Raw genomic sequence first — 20,811 nt, 5'->3', positions numbered from 1 at the left:
CCCTTTCTGTTGAAGTAATCCAAATTCAGCTCTATTCCCAATATTATCCTATTTCCTATTTCATGGAAAGAGCCCCCTATAAATAAAGGGGCAATTTTTAACCTGTGACTTTCCTCTCATTCAACCATGTATCATTTTTGAATTTACTATCTCGTTTCTACCATCAGTCATGTCGAATTGGATAATCAAAGTTATAGTAGTTCATCGTGCCTTCTACTCTTAGAACTTCTTGCCCCGTAGTGATAAGGTTATCTCTCTTCGTGACCGATGTCTGATTAAGATGACTCTACTATATTTCTTTTACTTTTTCTTTTTTTGTGCTAGCTTGGCTAACACTTTATTCAGTTCTGTCTGACTCACCTTCGCTTTTGAAAAATCGGCTGGAGTTAAGATTGCTTGTTGGTGATGAAGCAACATTTGAATCCAATGTACATAGTCATTCGCTAAGTTCCTAATCGTTATTGACCGATGGTAAGCCTGATCATATGTCCAGATCATTTGTAATCGTCCATTTCTGATCAATGCTGCAACATCGATGATATGTGGCCGCATACTTTCTTGCTCCTCACTCGGTCCGTAAAATTGCACCAATTGATCAAAACAGATCGATCCATCTACCAGTTGATCAAATTGTCCGAGGTAATTAAAGCTAACTTTTGCTTCTGGAAGCTTTCTCATTTGCTTGATTGTCTCAGAATCAGCTAAATACCGTAAAACACCATATCCCAAACCATTAGTAGGAATTTGTCGCAGTTGTTCTTTCACGCGTGCTAATACTTGTTCCAACCTCTTAGCTCTACCAAGATGAATCCATACTGGGTAAATGCTTGTAAACCAACCGACTGTACGTGTTAAATCAACTCGATCATCAATTAGTTCTCGACCATGACTTTCTAGATTAACAAGGAATGAATCTCGTTTTGTCCACTTAACAAATGTTTGCACCAAAGCTGCAAGTAGAATTTCTGGAACTTTTGCACGTAATTTATTGGGTGCTTCTTTTAATAGCATCTGGGTTTCTATTGGAGTTAGATCGATGGTCAATTGCTCAACTTCTTTCTTCCTCTCTGACTGATTAGGAAAGTCTAATGGAATCGAAGAAGTTGCTTTTATTAATTGTTCTTGCCAAAACTTTCTTTCCTCCTTAAGCTTCTCTGAGCAAGCATAATTACGTAGCAGTTTGGCCCATTCTTGATAAGAAGTTGTTTTTCGTAACAAAGTAACTTGTTTACCTTCTTTTAATTGTCCATATACCCTCTCCAAATCTTCTAAAATAATACGCCAAGATACACCATCGACAGCCAAATGATGAATAACCATGATTAGGTAGTTGGTATCAACTTCCCCAAAATCAATAGCAATCGCTTGTATAATCGGTCCTGTCTCTAGATGTAAACCACTCTCAGCTTTCTTTCGCTCCTGTTCCAAAAACTGCTGTCGATGTGAAAGCGGTATACTCGACCCATCAATCCGATGAAAAACCAGCCCCTTCTCCTCCGCGGCATTCCATTGCCTAAAGCCGTGCTTTTCTTTGGCAAAGCGGAGGCGTAAAGTATCATGATGTTGTATCACCCAACTCCAAGCTTGTTGTAGTAACGAAAAATCAATATTAGAATGTAGTTTCATCAGAATGGACTGATTCCAATTATGGCGATTGGGGATACTCTGCTCAAAAAACCAATGTTGAATTGGAGTGAGAAAAATATCTCCAGTTACCACCCCTTGTTCCGCTTGAATAGGAATTTCTTCCTCTGCGACCACCTTAGCTAACTCAGCAATGGACTGATACTCAAAAAAATGTCTAGGTGTTAGATAAATTCCTTTTTGATTAGCAAGAGCAATCACTTGTAAAGATAAAATTGAATCCCCACCCAAAGCAAAAAAGCTGTCATAAACTCCTACATTGTCAACATTTAATACCTGACACCAAATATCAGCCAAGTCTTTTTCGAGAGGAGTTTGTGGGGCTTGGTAGCGCATGCCTAGCTCAGAACGATTCCATTTAGGTGCTGGTAGTTTTTTTCGATCAATCTTTCCATTGGGTGTAAGTGGCATTTGTTTTAGGATGACAAAAGCGACTGGGATCATATAATCGGGTAGCCTTTTCTTCAAATATTTTCGCCAATCGTTTATGCTCATCTCTTTTTCATCTTTTAAAACAAGGTATGCCACTAATTTTTTTTCGTCAGGTTGATCTTCTCTAACTACCACAACGACCTCTTGAACTTCTGGATGTTGCCTAAGATGAGTTTCAATTTCTCCTAGTTCAATTCGAAAACCTCGAACTTTTACTTGATAATCAGTACGTCCCAAAAATTCCAGATTACCATCATCACGATATCGTACTAAATCCCCTGTTTTATAAACACGTTTGACTGGCTCATCGTGCACACTAACTGATATAAAACGTTCAGCCGTTAAGTCGGGATTATTCAAGTAACCTCTAGCTAATCCAGCCCCTCCAAGATATAACTCACCTGGTACACCAATCGGTACTTGCTGTAAGTGTGCATCTAATACATAAGCTTGTGTATTAGTAATAGGGAGACCAATTACAGGACTACGTTTTTCATCCGCTTTAATCCATGCATAGGTAGAATAAGTTGTATCCTCTGATGGACCATAGAGATTATATACCTTTTGAACTCCATATTGGTACAAATGTTGAACCAGAGTAAGCGGGAGTGGTTCTCCAGCTAGATTCACTACTTTGACTGACTCTGGAAACCCATTCATTTTTAAGAGTTCTTTCGCAGCAGAAGGCACTGTGTTTACCAATGTGACTTGATGACGAGCAGATAAATAGGGTAATTCAAGTGCATTTTCTGCTAAAATGACTGTACCACCACAGCATAATGGGACAAATATTTCAAACACAGATAAATCAAAGCAAACAGAAGTGGCAGCAAGAACTCCTTGCAATTCCTCCGGTACAAACTCTTGTTGTACCCAAGAAATTAAAGCAACAGCACTATGATGTTCAATCATAACCCCTTTAGGCTTGCCCGTAGAACCAGAAGTATAAATCATGTATGCCAAGTTTTTAGGATGGATTTGACATTGGCCATTTTCGTTACTGTGCTGATCGATCAGCGGCCAATCTCGATCGATACAAACAGTCCTTGTGTTATTCAGAGGTAATGATGAAAGCAAACTTGCTTCCGTGAGAAGAACCGTAATCTGCGAGTCATTTACCATATAAGCAATACGATCCTTCGGGTAGGCTGGATCAAGCGGAACATAAGCTCCACCCGCTTTTAAAATACCTAACATCCCTACGATCAGATCAACAGAGCGCTGCATACAAATTCCGACGGCCACTTCTGGTCCAACACCAAGGCTTTGTAGATAGTGTGCCAGTTGATTAGCTCGCATATTTAACTCTAAATAAGAGCAATCCTCTTTTTCAGATCTAATCGCTATCTGATCTGGAGTCCGTTTAACTTGTTGCTCAAACCATTCATGCATGCAAATATGAGGAATCATACTCCTATTATCGTTCCATGCTTTTAGCTGTCTTTGCTCTTGTTGGCTAAGTAGTGGCAAGTGACTAATCGTACATTCTGGATGATCTAATATCCCTTCTAAGAGGGTGATAAAATTAGCTGCCATCCGCTGAATCGTACTTTCTACAAATAAATCGGTACTATATTCAAATGTAGCAATCAGTTGTTCCTGCTTCTGATACATCATCAGTGTTAAATCAAATTTAGCCGTTTTTTGCTGTAACCCTAATGACTCAACCTGTAACCCAGCTACACTTTCACTTACTTCTGGCATATCTTGAAATCCAAACATGACTTGAAAAAGTGGAGAATGACTTAGACTCCTTTCAGGCTGTATATTATGTACAACCTGTTCAAACGGGATATCTTGGTTATCATAAGCTTCAATCGCTACGTCTCGAACTTGTTGAAGTAACTCTTTAAACCGGAAATTACCAGAGAATTGGGTTCGAAGAACGAGTGTATTCACAAAAAAACCAATTACTTTTTCCAATTCTGGATGATTCCGACCGGCAACTGGACTTCCTACTGCTAGGTCTGTTTGCCCTGTATATCGATACAACATTACTTTAAATGCGGCTAATAAAGTCATAAATAAGGTGGTACCTTCTTGTTGGCTCATCTTTTTCAAGCCTTGTACAAGCCGGTTCGGTAAATTTATCGAATAAGATTCTCCGTGATACGTCTGCTCAGAAGGACGAATATGATCGGTAGGAAGCTCTAAAACGGGAACGTTAGCTAACTTTTGTCTCCAATATGCTAACTGTTTATGGAACTTCTCTTTTTTCTGCCAAATTGTATAGTCTACATATTGAATCGGAATATCCGATAAGTTTGCCTTCCTTCCTTGAATAATAGCATTGTATTGTTGAAATAGCTCCTGAAGTAAAACTCCCATTGACCAGCCATCCGAAATAATATGGTGCATATTTAATAACAACAACCATTCCTCTTCCGCAATACGAAGCAGACTGATTCGCAATAAGGGTCCTTGCTCTAAATCAAATTCAGCATGTGCTTCCTGCTCAATCCAATTCATTGCCATCTCTTTCGGATTATTAACCATTCGAAAATCTTTCATAATCCAACCAAAGGAAATTTGGTTTTGAATAATTTGAACCGTTTGCCCTTCTATCTCTTTAAAAAGAGTTCGTAATGATTCATGGCGCTCGACTAACTGATCACAGCTTTGTCGAAGTGCCATGATATTTAACCTTCCCTTCATCTGTAACAAAAAAGGGATATGATATGTCGCTGTATTCTTAATAAATCGATTGAGAAACCATAATCGTTGCTGCGCAAAAGACATGGGAAAGGAATGACTATGTGCTCGCTCTATCTTTTGTAGAGAGGAGCGATATTCTTTGAAGTCTTGATGTCTCTCTTTGACCACTTGAGAAAGCTGTTTTACTGTCGAAGCCTCAAATATCATACTTGTAGGTAATTTCAAATGATAACGTTGATTGATCCGATTCATGATTTGTGCAGCTAGCAAAGAATGCCCACCTAAAGAAACAAAATCATCATGAAGACCAATTGGTTTATGCCCTAACACTTCTGACCAAATATCGACTATTTCTTTTTCGAGTGTAGTCTGTGGAGCGATATAGATTTGACTACTTATATCCTTTAGAGTTGGTAAGGCTTGACGATCGATTTTACCATTAGGTGTAAGTGGAAATGATTCTAATACGATAAAAGCAGTTGGAACCATATAATTGGGCAACTTCGATTGTACAAAAGCTTTCCAATCCGCTTCTTGACCACTTGAAGTTACGATATAAGCTACTAGCTGTTTTTCACCAGTCCTATCCTCTGTATAGGGGATTACTAATGTTTCCTTAATCAATGGGTGTTGACTTAAAACAGTCTCGATTTCACTTAACTCGATACGAAATCCACGAATTTTTACTTGGTGATCCATTCGTCCCAAAAACTCTAGATTACCATCAGGTAAAAAACGAACAATGTCACCAGTACGATAAAGTTTTGCTTTCTTGTCTTTTTGAAATGGATGAGAAATAAAACGTTCCTTGGTCAAATCTTCCCGATTCCAATATCCTTGAGCTAAACCAGCTCCCCCTACATACAGTTCACCAAAAACACCAATGGGTACTTGTTGAAGGTATTCGTCTAATACATAAACTTCCGTATTTGAAATCGGGTATCCAATCGCAGGCTTTTGTTGATGGATTGCTCCCTTGGGTACTTCTACAGCTGTGGTAACTACTGTATTCTCAGTTGGGCCATAGTGATTTATTACATCAACTGGGAAATCTACCGGTCGATAGTACCGAAGTTGATCTCCACCCGTTAATAATTTACGTAATTTAACTTGCTTAGGCCAGTCTAAGAAAAGCATGCTCTCTAAAAGGGGCGTTGGTAAAAAACTGATCGTAATTTCATTTTGAATTAACCATTCTTTTAGTGCGATGGGATTGACCCGTATTTCTTCATCTGGAACTATTAAACAAGCCCCCGCCGATAATGTCGGCCATATTTCCCAAACAGAAGCATCAAAACCAACCCCGGCAAGCAATGTAGTCCGGTCTTGTTCGGTTAACTGATAAGCCTTTCGATGCCAGAAAATTAGATTTAGTAAGGAACGATGATTAATCATCACGCCTTTAGGTTGACCTGTCGATCCGGAGGTATAAATGAGATAAGCAAGTTGATCGGTTGTATGATTTAGCTTAAGATTTTCTGTACTTTCATTGGATATCATCGTCCATTGTTTGTCGATACAAATACACTCTTTACTTAACTCTTCTACTTTTTGAGCCACTTTTGACTCCGTTAATCTTACAGATGTCCCTAAGTCGCGTAGCATATAGGTAATTCGTTCATTCGGATACTTAGGATCAATGGGAACATATGCTCCACCAGCTTTTAAAATAGCTAATAAACTGATTAATAACTCAAAAGAACGTTCCATACACACTGCTACAAATTGATTGGGACTCACTCCTATTTTCCGTAGATGCCTTGCCAATTGATTCGCTTTTTCATTTAACTCGCGATATGTCAATACGCTTCCATCCATAGAAACAGCTACTCTATCTGGACATAAACGAGCCCACTCTTCTATCCACTCATAAACAAGCCGATCCTGCGGGTAATCCATTTTTGTCTGATTCCATTTATAAAATAAATCTTCCTCTTCATTTGTCAAAATAGGAATGTGATGAATTGTTCTATCCGAGCTATCAGTAATTTCCTGTAGTAGCCTTTCAAAATGCTTAACCATGCGGTAAATCGTATTTTCTGCCCATAGACTTTGGTTATAAGTTAATCGAGCTACCCAATTATCCTGTCTTACATGTATCGATAACTTGAGGTCACATGATAGATGAAGTGGTTTGAAATTGTCTGACTCATTCCAAACAAATTGGATTTTGAAAAAAGAAGTATATTCTTCACTTTCAAGCTGTAGATCTTGTAAGTCAACGGAAAACGGATCGATGAGGTGGCTATTTGTTTCTGATACCAGTTGGTTTATTTTCCACAGCCAATCACGAAACTTTGGATTCCCTTTATATGTAACCCGATAAGGAAGCAAATTAGCAGACTGTTGATTTTCTACTTCTTCACAGAGACTGCCACTTACAACAAAGTCTTTTTGACCGCTATAACGACTCATCCATATTTGAAAAATAGAAAACAATACTACAGAAACTTCGATCGATTCTTCCTGACTAATCTGTTGGATTTTTTGAATCAGATAAAAAGGAATTTCCTTTTCAAAAGTTGCTGATCGATAAGAAGTGTTAGCTAAGCGTGGAAAATCAGTTGGCAACTGTAAAACCGTAGCATCACTTAATACTTTTCTCCAATAAGCAAGTGCCTTTTGTGAAACCGACAACGGCGGATGATGTAAATTCATCTATGTACCCTCCGAACAATATAATCCGTTACCAATATATAGTAATTTATGTACATATATACGCTTTTAATCCATACGAAAAATAGAGGATTCCCTCTAACTTAATCGTTTTCGAACTCACTTCATGCCAAAAGCTGATCCTACATAAGAATAGTTCGCTCTTAGCCATAGTACAAAGGGTGTCGAATCATGTATCACACTCCAAAATTTGCTCCATGTATCATCCATATTGTCATTTATCATTTGCTTGGAATGACCACTAAAAGATCTACTGTCATATATCCACTTACATAAGTCAAAAATAGGCCTCTTTTCTCCAGTTTCTAAATGATACAAATCTCGCCATCTCACTTCGGTATATTTTTATCACACCTTCATCCCTTTATCTATTTTATAATTTAAATTTTAATTGATATTATTTTTATACAAAATACAAATTGAATAATTCACAAACAAAATATATGCACAACAAACCTAGATAAAACAAGAACTTCTACACAAACCAATATAATCCCCTTGAAAATATCAAATTAAATTTTACTTTATACTATTAAAAACAAAATAGATTGTCAATATACTTTTTATATATAACTGACCCAATTTATAATATAAATATAGTATAATTAATTAGAAATAGTTAAAATAATCAATCGTTTTTTAAAAGTGCATTCCATTAATTAGAAAATATTTATTGTTACTATAATCCATTTATAGTCATATTAGAGATTTTCGTAAATCCAAGTAGTGAGTTGTCTTTTATCACCAGCCAAGGAAGATATACAAAAAGACACACTTTGACTCAATGCCAAAGCGTGCCTAATAGCAATTTTAGAAAGGGAAGCCAATCGGAAGATCATCTCAACCTATTTTTCCTCTTATTTCATCTCTTTTCTAATCGCATCAAAATCGATCTGATCAATGGGGACCACTTTTGTTTTCTTTGCAAATTTATAGCCCAACCAAATTAGTAAAAAGATGGGGAGTGTAATATAGGTTGACATCACATCCAACCATTTACCTTGTAAAATGGCTTCATAGTTTTGCCCTAGAATAATAATCATACATAAAGCAAAGGCAAAGATAGGGCCGAAAGGAAACCATTTTGCACGATATGGTAAATCATTCAAGTCTAAACCTTGTGCTACATAAGCTTTTCGGAATCGATAATGACAGATCGCAATCCCTACCCAAGCGATAAAACCAGAAAGACCCGAAGCATTAATCAACCAAGTGTATACCGTTTTATCACCGAATAAAGAGGATAAGAAAGTTAAGGCACCTACGAGTGTCGTCAAAAGAAGGGCAGGAACTGGGATACTACGTTTATTTAACATTGCAAAAATCTTTGGTGCTTGTCCCTCTTTTGCTAAGCTCCATAACATCCGTGTTGCCACATACATACCAGAATTTCCAGCAGATAACACAGATGTAAGTATAACCGCATTCATGACAGAAGCTGCAAATGCCAAACCAGCTCGATCAAATACCAGGGTAAACGGACTATATGCCACACTTTCACTTTCATTTAACAACCTAGGATCATTATAAGGAATTAATAATCCAATTACTAAAATTGCCAAAATATAGAAAAGTAGGATTCTCCAAAACACTTGCTTTACTGATTTTGGTACACTTTTCTTGGGATCTTCACTTTCACCAGCGGCTACGCCAACAATCTCCGTTCCCTGAAAGGAAAATCCAGCAACCATAAATACACCTAAGATAGCGAAAAACCCTCCATGAAAAGGACCATCATCTAAAGTAAAGTTTTTAAATCCGACTGCCTCTCCACCCATTAGTCCGATAATCGTTAATACTCCGATAATCAAAAAAATAACGACAGTTGCTACTTTGATAAAAGCAAACCAATATTCAGACTCCCCATATCCTTTGACCGATATATAGTTTAATCCAAATAATAGAATAAGAAATAAAGCACTCCACACTATCGAATCGACACTATCAAACCAATATTCCATAAGCATCGAACCAGTGGCAATATCTACTGCCAAAGTAATAGCCCAGTTATACCAATAGTTCCAACCTAAAGCAACACCTAAAGCAGGGTCAACAAATTTAGTTGAATATGTGCTGAATGATCCAGATACTGGCATAAAAGTAGTTAATTCTCCAAGACTCGTCATTAAGAAGTAAACCATAATACCAATGACAATATAGGAAACCAATGCCCCACCCGGTCCAGCATCATGAATCACTTTCCCACTTGCGACAAATAATCCAGTTCCGATCGCTCCCCCAATGGCTATCATGGACATGTGTCTTGTTTTTAATTTCCGCTGTAAGCTGGTTTGTCCTGTACTCTCCATCACTTTTCACCTTTCATCTTGATGATTTCTAGTTTCTTAATTCAATATTACTTTTATTCATTCATATAATAGGTTTATATAAATAAAAAATACCGTCCGAAAATATAGGACGGCATTTTTTATATAAAAACCCGTACCCCATACTTCCATTGAAATAGCGCTCCACGATTACTTCGAAAATCATCGTGACAGTTCTATACCCTATTCGGATATAGCCCCAATCCTCTAGCCTAGAGAAAGCTAGAAAGACTTCGGCGACTTTTCCTTTCATCAAATCATCAACGATTTCTCTATATCTCCTATTTGAGTACTAATAAAAGTCGCTCCTCTACTTCATCGAGTAGTGTTAGGGTGTTGTATTTAATTATTTATCGATTCAATTATTGTGTCATATCTATAAAATAACTAATTTATATTAAAAAATCAAATACTATTATTTAACATGTAAATTTTATTTTCATATCATAACTATACTATTTTGGCAGGAGTGTTGACTAACCAAAAATAGGTAAGAAAGGAAGGCATTTTTCGACTCAGTCGACCTCATGCCCCGCTCTACGGGATAAGAAGTTCTAAGAGGCAAAGCCTATAAGAACTTCTATCATGTCTTACCTAGCGGAAGTAAATGGAATCTGATGGGCTTTTAGCCCAATGACTTCCGCGTGTTACTTCCATACAGCTCCCAGCGTTCCATCTGATGGAATGAGCAGAAGCGGACTCGGACTCATCCTTGAAAGAATCATTAGTCACGTGGCAAAAACATGCCCTCACTTCATTCCAATATGATACAAATCAACAGCCCTGCTATTTTTGAATAGAAAATAAGTAGACTAAAACAAAAAATAATAGACCTATTCTTTAAAGAATAACAGGTCTATTCATGGATAAATATGGATTTTAGCCATAGAAATCCTAAATATGATGCCCTTTATTTTTTAATTTTTGGCTGTTCCCATTTGCCATCCGTACACATTGTACAATAAAACCCAATCAGTAATACTCCGATCTTTGGTATCATTTGAGTGATAGGTGACATAAACTTTATTTCCCTCTTTTTTGGTTATTGCTGCCGTATGTTCCATATCTTGATCACCATCAAAATCAACATTGATAACATCCCCAACCTCTAATTCTGCTTCCTTCTTAACCATTTGCGCTCTTTCCTTAAAATGTCGAAAAAAACTATTGGCAACGCCCCATGAAAACGATGGCTTTTTATCTGAATAAAACCAGACATTATTTCCTTGACTTATTTGTTTGATTCCTCCTACTTTTATAATTTGTGATACAAAATTAGTACAATCTGCCCAACAATCATAGCATCCACCACTTACTCGACTGTAGTAACCATACTCTTCATTGTTTCTCTTATTCCACCATTTATAGGCATAATCTCTTGCAGCAATCCGATTATATCGGTTTTGTGCTTTTGCTTTCGTTTGGATCTTCCCTTTTGGCGAGGAGTTGCTTGGTCTCTCAATCTTTGAGCTCATAGGAACAGGTAATAATCCTTTTAGTTCCTCTTTTTCTTTTGGTGTAAGTTGACCTAGCCACGATTTTCTTTCTAACTTTTTAATCCGCTCATTTTTTTGTTTGTTTTCATAGGCATCGATATATTTAGCATAATCGACTATAATCTTGCGTTCTCTTAGCGAATAAGATTCCAAATTCAATGCCGCCATAAAAACAACTTCCCTATACTTCGGGTCATTTCCATCCACTTTAAGCGGAATATTTTGCTTTTTCGCAAACCGTTTTACAAGCTTAATTGCCACTTGATAATCTTTAGGAAGAGTAATATTTCGCTCCTTGTAGTAAGTAATAGGTTGTCCTACCTCATCACTGGGATTTGATTTTTTAGCAGACGATATGTGATTAGAAATATCCCAAGTACCATAAACAGCGAAAGGAAAAGAAAAAACTAAAATGAACATTCCCAATACAGCACCCAACCATAAGTAACCTTTCTTCATTGGAATCCCTCCATTCCCGATTTATGTAAATGAACCTCTCCCACTTACGCTAACGCTAAGAAGAGGGAGTTTCTTACCATCAGAATCAAGAAACTCTCACGTATCGAAAGGTTTGCCTTCGATACTCGATCGAAGTGATCGGAAAGTCATCTGGATTCCTAAGTAAGCAACAGGTACAAAAAGGATGTACCAGGGTCGGAACAGACCATCTACTACTTCTCGCTTAGCGATCCGTAGATACGTTTGTTTCGTGGAAACATCGAGGTAATGAATCGCTCCATAGAGCGATTTGGCTAAAATATTTCTCGTTCCATGTGTGTCTCGATGTTCTTGATACCCACAGGAACAAACGTAGTTTCTAGAAGAGACCTTTTTTCTCTTCTTGCAGACAGGACATGTCTGATATCAGCCATTTTATCACCTAATACTGATTATATACTCTATTCTATAAATTACATATTATCCCTCTTTTGGGGTTAAAAAGAATAAAATGGTTGAATAAAAAAGACTTCTTCAGAAATCATTGCTCTATAACGATTTCTGAAGAAGTCTGTTATTTAACGCTGATGATCGCGATTTTTTTAGCAGGATTCGATCGTATGTTCCATTTGCAACAATCTTTGTTTTAATTGTTTTTGTATAAGATCTAGTTGATTGATATCGATCGACTCCGATAGTACGCTACTTAAGCTTTGATAGTAATCGTGACATTCAGTCCGTATTTGCTCCTTGATTTTAATCAGATTTTTATTCCATTCTTGTTCATAGTAAGTAAACAGCATCTCAACTTGCTGTTTAAAGTAATCTACCATTACTCCTTCCAAAATCGTTTTGATTTCATCTCGCATCAGCATCTTTTCATTTCTCTCAAAAAATGATTTGGCATTTTTAAAGCGTGATAATGCTTTTTTAAATAACTGCATATCAAGTTTCGTTAGTGGCTCAGTTAATACGGGTGTTGTAAACATAGGATTGAACTGTGAAGAAAGGGGAAGCTCTGTATTAACTTGAAGACATCCAGAAACCATCGCTTCTAATTGAGTTTGTAGTTTTTGATGCATCCATTTCTCTAACCGTAATGAAGTTGCTCGCAACTCTTGCAGCAGATCATGTTTGAGTACATCAATTAGTTCTAAAGTACAATTTTGTAGTCTTTGTTGGATCTGTCCTCCGTCATCACGAAGGGTACTAGGATTATAAATCTCGACAAACCAATCATTATATCGTAAAAGTACTCGTTGATTGACATAATATAGGAGCTCTTCTACTTCTTTCTTTAACGCGTATACCACACTATCTGCATTCCACTTATCGATCTTCTCGATGATTTGTGTCTGCTCTAAGTTGAGTTTTTCTTGTCTTTCTTGTTTTGTCTTATTACTTTGTTGTGCCGACTCAATCAAATGTGTAAGCATCTGGGTTCCACGACGTACATCACCAATAAGCTGACGAAGAGATACCAAAAGAAGGTCTTTCATGATAAAGGAAGTAAAAGCTTTTTCAAAAGTTTTTATACCTGAATCTTGGTCTTTAAGATGGGATCCTTGTTTTTCTTGTATAGCTAGTAGGCTCGAAACAGGAAATAATCGAGGATTTCGGATACCATATTGTAATAATTGCTCTTGTAAATATTTTACAACAGCTTCTAACTCTTCATCGGATGTAGCTAAGTCGGCTGCATTCATTAGAAAGAACATCTTATCCATTGAAAAAGTATCTTTTACTCTTCCTAGTTGAATTAAGAATTCACGATCAGCACGTGAAAAGGCATGGTTATAATACATAACATATAAAATGGCATCAGCATCGCGGATATATTGGAATGCTACATCAGTATGACGAGCATTAATGGAGTCAGCACCCGGTGTATCAACGAGAGTAATCCCTTGCTTTGTCCAATGACAATCATAGTAAAGCTCCACTAATTCCACAAAGCATGAGGTAGCTTCGTTAGCTACATAGTCATCTAAATCTGCCAATGAAATTACTTTTTTTCTGCCTAGCTGATCCTTTTGTTTTTGGTACCCATATTTTACTGCAGATAAAAATGAAAAGCTTGTTTTCTGTCGAGCATTCGGCTCCGATGTCTTAAGTAAATCTGAAATACCCTCCAGCCCTTCATCTAAAGTTACTATGTCTTTTTGAAATAGCTGATACACATGTTGTAAGTCTTCAAATAAACGCTTGGGTGATTTGAAATAAATCACTGCTTGTCCATGAGCATACATTTGATTGGGTGGACAAACCTTATTGATCGTTGCCGTGGTTGGATTAGGTGATACGGGTAGAACTTTGTCACCAATTAACGCATTGGCAAATGATGATTTTCCCGCACTAAAAGCCCCAAACAGTGCTATCGTAAATTGCTTTTCGGCTACCCTTTTTCGTTTTTCGCATAGCTCTTTGTAAATCGATTGGATTCCAGTTACTCCATCCATCACTTTTTCTGCCATCTGAACATGATCCAGTAGCTGATTGATCTTAGCAGGAAAATCTGGTGGCTTTAATTCATTCAGGTTTATTTTTTCTCCGTTTATAGGTGAAGTGATCGATTCATTTGGCTTTACAGCCCATTTATCAGTCGATAATGGTACCTTTTCTTCGTTTATTAGCATAGATTCAATTGGAACTTTCCCGATCTCTTTCGTACCATGAAGAACAGCGAGTAGCTCTTGTTGATAATGTTTCCGTTGCTTCGCCATCTCCGATAATTGCTCTTGGGCTTGACATGCTTGTTCAAAAGCAGCCATTTGCTGGGTGAGTTGTTGCAGTTGGGAATGAAACATACTCTGCATTTGCTCTACAATCCACTTTAGCCGTTCATTTCCCCACTGTCGATAACTTTTCTTCACTTCATGGGCTAGATCTTCGGTATATTGTAAAACATAATTCCCATTTAAGCCGGCTCCTACTTTCAACGTTCTCTCCAACAATTCAGGATCAATCGGAACCAAAGATTGATACACTTGCGCAGCCAGATCTTCCAGATGGATCTCTTGGCTTTTCATAAATTGGATAATATACTGCTTCATATGTGTATCGAGTTGTGTTTCAATCGTTTGTCTCAATCGATCATAAAAAAGCTGCTTACGGCGTTCTCTTTCTTGCTCTGTTTTGGATTTTGTAAACAAAAAACCAACTTTAAATTCAGGTTGGATTGACTCCAGATACTTCTCTGCTAGCTCCCGCACCTCATAAGGCATGAGATAAGCATTTTGTAATATGGATTCCATCCCTTTTCGATAGTCTATTTCTATTTGCTGTTGCTTTTTTTGCAAGTGTTCCTGTTGCTCTTTTAATACTCTAAGCTGCTCAATCGTCTCTTCATGGGATAAATGAGAGATGAGTTTCTCTTTTAGTGATTCGATCTTTGAAGCATTTTGATCCTCAATGAAATAAAGGTGTTCGTCAATTAAATAAGTTATTTCAGCGATTGCACTTTGACTTAAAATCTCTTTTCGTTGCTCGATCAGATGCTGTATGACATCCTTTAGTAAAGGTAGTTGATTATATGGATGGTTACGATCCCGTAATGAAGTGTAAAAGATACCTTCTGTTCGAATATCCCAATTTTGAAAAGACTCTTCTACACTTTGCTGATAAAAGGAAAAGGGTAATTCCTCTTCGCGATGCTTATCAATTTGGTTAATAATTAAATAAACCCGCTTATTTCTTTCTGTTAGCTTTTTAATAAATAAATAATTTTCTTCTGATTGAACATGGTTATAGTCCATCATATAAAAAATAACATCTGCTAAATGAAGGGCTGACTCCGTCGCCATTCGATGGGCATCGTCGGTAGAATCAATCCCTGGTGTATCTAAAAAACTCACTCCCTCAGGTAAGTGACTATTTTTATAAACATGTACTTCAATCACTTCTTCACCGTTCTTACATAGTTCTTTCAGTTCTTGTTTCGTATAAGTGCCTTTATAAGTATGTCTACTTCCTGAACTAAGTAAAAGAGTAACTCTCTCTTCTCCAGATTGAATCTTAACAAGATTGGCACTGGTAGGAATGGGACTTGTAGGAAGTATATCTTCTCCAAACAGTTCATTGAGGATCGTTGATTTTCCCGCAGAAAAATGGCCACAAAAGGCAATGACAAACTCCTCTTGATAAACCTTACGTAATAAATCCAAGATTTTTTGCCGATGCCATTCATCACCTTGCTTTTCCATCTCTAATACGATAGCTCCAAATCTCCCTACCATTTCTAATTGCTTAGATTCGATCATTTACTGCTTTCCTTTCTTCAAGTTTTTGGGTAAGTTCATTTATTTGCAAAAGCGGGTGTTCTTTCTAGATCAATGAGAATGCTTTGAATGAGCCATTCTTAGTCACGAGGAGTGTGTACAAAAGCGATTAGGATTGATTTCATATATTTACAAGTAAGAGACTAACATATTTATGATATATTACTCTATAGACATCAGTAAAAAAAAGTCCCCAGCCAAGAGCATGGAGACTTTTTGCAGTGTTATTACAACCTAAGCATTTCCTAATTAGCATAAGGACGAATGCCTAACATTTGATCAACTGTAACAAACTCAAATCCTTTTGATTTTAATGTTTGAATCGTTTTATTCAAAGAGGATACTGTATTTGAACGATTTCCACCGCCATCATGATGAAGGATAATACTACCATTACCCGTAAATTTTTGAATCACTTCAAACATTTGTTCAGGTGTGCGCCCTCTCCAATCATTTGTATCGACATCCCAGTTTACAATTAAAAAGCCTTCTTTTTTTATAGTTTCTCCAATCCCTTTCGCATCTCCATAAGGTGGGCGCATCAACATAACTTCTTTTCCAGATGCCTCTTTAATTGCATCTCTTGTTTTATTTAAATCCTCTTTTAGCTGATCGGGGCTTAATTTTGGTAATTGTTTATGTTCCCAAGAATGACTTGCTATTGTATGACCTTCATCAATTTCCTGTTTGACGAGATCAGGATGCTGTTTAACATGCTGTCCAATGAGGAAAAAGGTCGCTTTTATATCATTTTGCTTAAGTATCTCTAGTACTTGTTTGGTATATCGTGGATCTGGTCCATCATCAAAAGTTAACGCAACTTGTTTCTTGTCTTTGGGACCATTATATATAATATGATTCCGTTCATACTTTTTCACCTTATCAAACTCTTCTTGCTTTAACAGAGGATTTAAATTGGTTTTTGTTTCTTGTTGTTTCCCTCCAGCATACTGTTGCTGACCTTGAGGTGTTGGCTTTTTGCTTGCTGGATCCTCCGATTCATGCACAATACGACATCCGCTAATAATTAAGCCAATTGATAATAGAGCAGCCCCTACACGGATGAACTTATTTACTCTACTCACTCTCAGTTTCCCCCATCAATTCTCTCTAAATATCTTCCATCTGCTCTCTACTAACATGATTCATAGATGTTTGCATGTTGATGTCATCATATTAACTTATCAACATAGTTTTCTGGTAAGTATTTTCCTTTTTCTCTTGAAATACTGATGATATCTTTGATGCAACACCGTTATACAAATAAAAAAAGAAGGGTTTTAGAAAGATCCCTACCATTTCACGACATACCAAAAAGGAATTTCACTTTATATTCTAGCATATATCATCGCTATTTTAACTAATTTATAAAATAAATTATAGCAAAATATCGAAATGTTTATGGTCGTTTTATAGATTCCCCTCAGTATCCATACTTCAAATCCTAGTAATGATAAAGTGATTTAGATGAATACGAGCCTTTATGAATAGACGGAATATTCACACCGTTCCATTCATCTAGTATCTTTTAAATATAGATCATATCATCGATAATATTAAAGCAAGTCGATGATTAATAAAGTTTGTCAATTTAGCCGATGCGATTAAGTCTTAACCCAAAATTATGTATAAAGCAAATAAAAGCAAATCAATTTTATCATGAAAAAGCAAAACAGAAAAGAAAAAAATCCAAATAAGGAGATTTTATAAGGAGGCTTTATAGCTTATCTTTAGGAGTTGGCTTCTTAATTTAAATGAAGACAACTCCTAAAGATATCATCTAAAATTGGAAGTGATCTGGATGCTGTCCAAATCGCTTGTTTTGATTCATAGCATCAATTTGTTTCATGTCATCAACCGAAAGCTCAAAGTCAAAGATATCAGCATTTTCTGCTATTCGGTCAGCGTGAATCGACTTTGGAATTGTAATTACTTGGTGCTGTAGATCCCAACGTAAAATGATTTGTGCTGGTGTTTTTTGATATTTTGCGGCTAATTGAGTCAGTGTTGGATGGGTTAGCTGATTTCCTCTCATTAGAGGACTCCAAGCTTCTAATTGAATCATCTCTTGCTGACAATAGTTTAATAACTCTCTTTGTGTAAGTAGTGGATGAAACTCTACTTGATTTACCATTGGCTTTATTTTACAACTTTCTTTTAGCTCTTCTAAATGATGAATCTGAAAATTACTCACACCAATCGCACGCACCCATCCATCTTGATATAATTTTTCCAATGCTCGCCAGGTTTCCTTAAACTTTTCTTTTACAGGCCAATGAATCAAATATAAATCTATGTACTCTAATCCTAACTTTGATCGACTTTCTTCAAAAGCCCGAAGTGTTTCATCATATCCTTGATCTGTATTCCAGACTTTTGTAGTAACAAATACTTCTTCACGCGACACAGCTGAATCTTGAATTGCTTTACCAACACCTTCTTCATTTTGATATAAAGCAGCTGTATCAATACTACGATACCCTACCTCAAGTGCAGTACGTACTGCCTGCTCTGCTTCATTTCCCTCTTTCACTTTATAAGTACCTAACCCCAACCAAGGCATTTTAATTCCATTATGTAATTGAACTGAATCTGCAATATGTCGAATCATAAGCAACCCTCTATTCAATAGTCAAATTGTTTCCTTTTAATTCTACGGACTTAAAACAAAATTCTTCATACAAAATATACTCTTTTATTTAGTATAAACCAAAAACATAAAAGAAATGTTAAAGTATTTTCATAAGCACTTCCTGTAAATATTACTGTTATGTTGATTAGAATCAATCTATTGATCATTCCCATCTTATTCTATTTAAGAAGCCTTGCTCAGCAGGGATTTTCATTTTCATCAAGGAGAAGGGAGCTATTTTTTAGCTTATTAGTTCATTACCTCTCTCTTTGTTTGTGAAACAAACTAATTTAAGGATAAAACTAAATCATAAATCAACTCATAGTTTCTAATCATGGTTTTCCTTTTCCTCTTGCTGAATATAACAAGCAAAATAATTGGAAAAGGAAAACCAGGTTATCAGTGGTCTCTAAGGTTTTACGGCAAAACAGTTTTTTCATATTTTATAGAATAATTATTTTAACCAGATACTATATAAAATCTCTTCTTCTTCTACATCTTACAGTTACTAGTGTGTCTTCCGGAACGCGTCTCCGAATAATTCGGAATGGGGCAACTCCACAAATAAACAGAAAACGCTCTACGCCACACGAAACCAAAAGAGCCTCTCCTGAACGAATACGAAATCTTTCTCGATTTAAGATTCGATTTCCACAAAGTACTCGAACTCGCTGACCACGTCTTAATCGGATTACCATTGGAAATCTCAACCATTACACATCCTTTCCCTCTTAGTTCTCCTATTACATAACTAAGATATGGAAAAGAAGAGATTATGTGTTAGACATAAGTATATTATTCAAATAATACATAAACATCTATTTTTTAATCGAGTAATTATTAGGAACAATACTTAGTTACCAACTAAACTCTATGGATAATCCACAGACATTTAATGCATACTTACAACAAAGTCTAAGATAAAAATAGTCTACTGATGTTATAAATAGAGGTGCTTGAGATGAAAATACTTTGGGGTTTGGTTGGAATTGCTTTTCTTTTTTTGATTTCTTTTTTGTTGTCCAACAATAAAAAAGAAATTCGACTTCGTACAGTAGTTATTGGCTTTTTGATTCAATTTCTATTTGCTTTGATCGTTTTAAAATGGTCCCTTGGGCAGGCTGCATTAAAATGGCTTAGTCTAAAAGTACAAGCCTTAATTAACTTTGCCAACGCAGGAATCCAATTTTTATTTGGTGGATTGATTCAACCTAATAAACCACCTATTTTTGCGTTACAAGTACTACCTGTTATTATTTTCCTAGGAGCCTTAATCGGAGTTTTATATTACTTTGGAATTATTCAGTGGATCGTCCGTGTATTTGGAGGCGCAATTGCCAAGCTGATGAAAACAAGCCGAGTCGAATCACTTTCCGCGATCGCAACCGTCTTTTTAGGGCAATCAGAAGCCCCCTTATTAATACGTTTATATTTAGATAAACTTACCTCATCCGAATTATTCGCCATTATGACATCTGGATTTACCTCTGTGGCAGGTTCTACATTGATTAGCTATGCTTTAATCGGTGTTCCACTGCCTTATCTTTTAACAGCAAGTATCATGGCAGCACCTGCCAGCTTAACCATCGCTAAAATTATCTTTCCTGAAGATAGGAATACAGAAAGTGCAAAAGAAGTTAGTATTGATAAAAGCCAGTCTGTCAACCTGATTGACGCAATCGCAAGTGGTGCATTGGATGGTCTTAAACTGGCTATTAATGTCGGAGGGCTTTTACTCGCTTTCATTTCATTAATCGCTCTTTTCAATGGAATCTTAGGAGGAATTGGTGGATGGTTTGGAGTAACAGGGATAACTTTAGAAAAAATATTGGGTTATATCCTATCTCCTGTCGCTTTTATTATCGGTGTCCCTTGGTCTGAAGCCATAGCTGCAGGAGGATTTATCGGTCAAAAACTAGTTCTAAATGAATTTGTTGCTTATACTTCATTTGCTCCTGAAATTCCTCATCTATCTGCTAAAACAGTAGCGATTGTAACATTTGCTTTGTGTGGATTTGCCAATTTAGGTTCGATTGCTATTCAGATTGGTACGATCGGTGGCTTAGCACCTGAACGCAGCTCGGATGTTGCCCGTTTAGGTTTAAAAGCTCTTTTAGCGGGTACGATCGCAAATCTTATGAATGCCACGATTGCTGGGATGCTGATAGGTTAACTTCTAGGAATTCTAGGGCGATAGAAGGACAAAAAACACAAACATGCGTCTATTTCCTATC

Annotated in this window: 8 protein-coding genes, 1 pseudogene and 1 riboswitch; of the genes and pseudogenes, 1 reads left to right on the top strand and 8 read right to left on the bottom strand. The window is 36.7% G+C overall.

Annotated elements, in window-relative coordinates; all coding sequences use genetic code 11:
* Positions 1-300 precede the first annotated feature (300 nt).
* The 8 genes and pseudogenes from DL897_RS04480 to DL897_RS18010 form a co-directional block, all read right to left on the bottom strand.
* Entirely contained in the window at positions 301-7,389 is a 7,089-nt protein-coding gene (locus DL897_RS04480) for a non-ribosomal peptide synthetase (RefSeq protein ID WP_113657940.1), read from the bottom strand.
* Between the two features lie 875 nt (positions 7,390-8,264).
* Positions 8,265-9,716 (bottom strand): amino acid permease, encoded by a 1,452-nt coding sequence (locus DL897_RS04470; protein WP_113657938.1) that lies wholly within the window; start codon positions 9,714-9,716, stop codon positions 8,265-8,267.
* 147 nt (positions 9,717-9,863) lie between these two features.
* Positions 9,864-10,055: riboswitch (Lysine riboswitch) on the bottom strand.
* 596 nt (positions 10,056-10,651) lie between these two features.
* Positions 10,652-11,689 (bottom strand): amidase domain-containing protein, encoded by a 1,038-nt coding sequence (locus tag DL897_RS04460; RefSeq protein WP_113657936.1) that lies wholly within the window; start codon positions 11,687-11,689, stop codon positions 10,652-10,654.
* 96 nt (positions 11,690-11,785) lie between these two features.
* Positions 11,786-12,079 (bottom strand): annotated as a pseudogene (locus DL897_RS18455) (transposase family protein); the annotation flags it as partial.
* 191 nt (positions 12,080-12,270) lie between these two features.
* Positions 12,271-15,927 (bottom strand): dynamin family protein, encoded by a 3,657-nt coding sequence (locus tag DL897_RS04450; protein ID WP_113657935.1) that lies wholly within the window; start codon positions 15,925-15,927, stop codon positions 12,271-12,273.
* A 263-nt stretch (positions 15,928-16,190) separates the two neighbouring features.
* The gene (locus DL897_RS04445; protein ID WP_168188639.1) at positions 16,191-17,030 is read right to left on the bottom strand and encodes a polysaccharide deacetylase family protein; all 840 of its coding nucleotides are present in this window, start codon (positions 17,028-17,030) and stop codon (positions 16,191-16,193) included.
* Positions 17,031-17,725: 695 nt separating this feature from the next.
* On the bottom strand, positions 17,726-18,556 hold the full coding sequence (locus DL897_RS04440; protein WP_149917157.1) for an aldo/keto reductase: 831 nt from the start codon (positions 18,554-18,556) through the stop codon (positions 17,726-17,728).
* A gap of 491 nt (positions 18,557-19,047) precedes the next feature.
* Complete coding sequence (locus DL897_RS18010) at positions 19,048-19,287, bottom strand: hypothetical protein (RefSeq protein ID WP_145962193.1); 240 nt, start codon at positions 19,285-19,287, stop codon at positions 19,048-19,050.
* A 251-nt stretch (positions 19,288-19,538) separates the two neighbouring features.
* On the opposite strand from DL897_RS18010, the gene DL897_RS04435 reads away from it, so the two are divergent.
* A complete protein-coding gene (locus tag DL897_RS04435; protein ID WP_113657933.1) occupies positions 19,539-20,750 on the top strand; it encodes a NupC/NupG family nucleoside CNT transporter in 1,212 nt (403 codons plus the stop codon).
* Positions 20,751-20,811 lie beyond the last annotated feature (61 nt).

The organism is Thermoflavimicrobium daqui (genome assembly GCF_003313465.1).
Lineage (GTDB): Bacteria > Bacillota > Bacilli > Thermoactinomycetales > Thermoactinomycetaceae > Thermoflavimicrobium > Thermoflavimicrobium daqui.
This window is presented reverse-complemented; position numbering and strand designations above follow the sequence as displayed.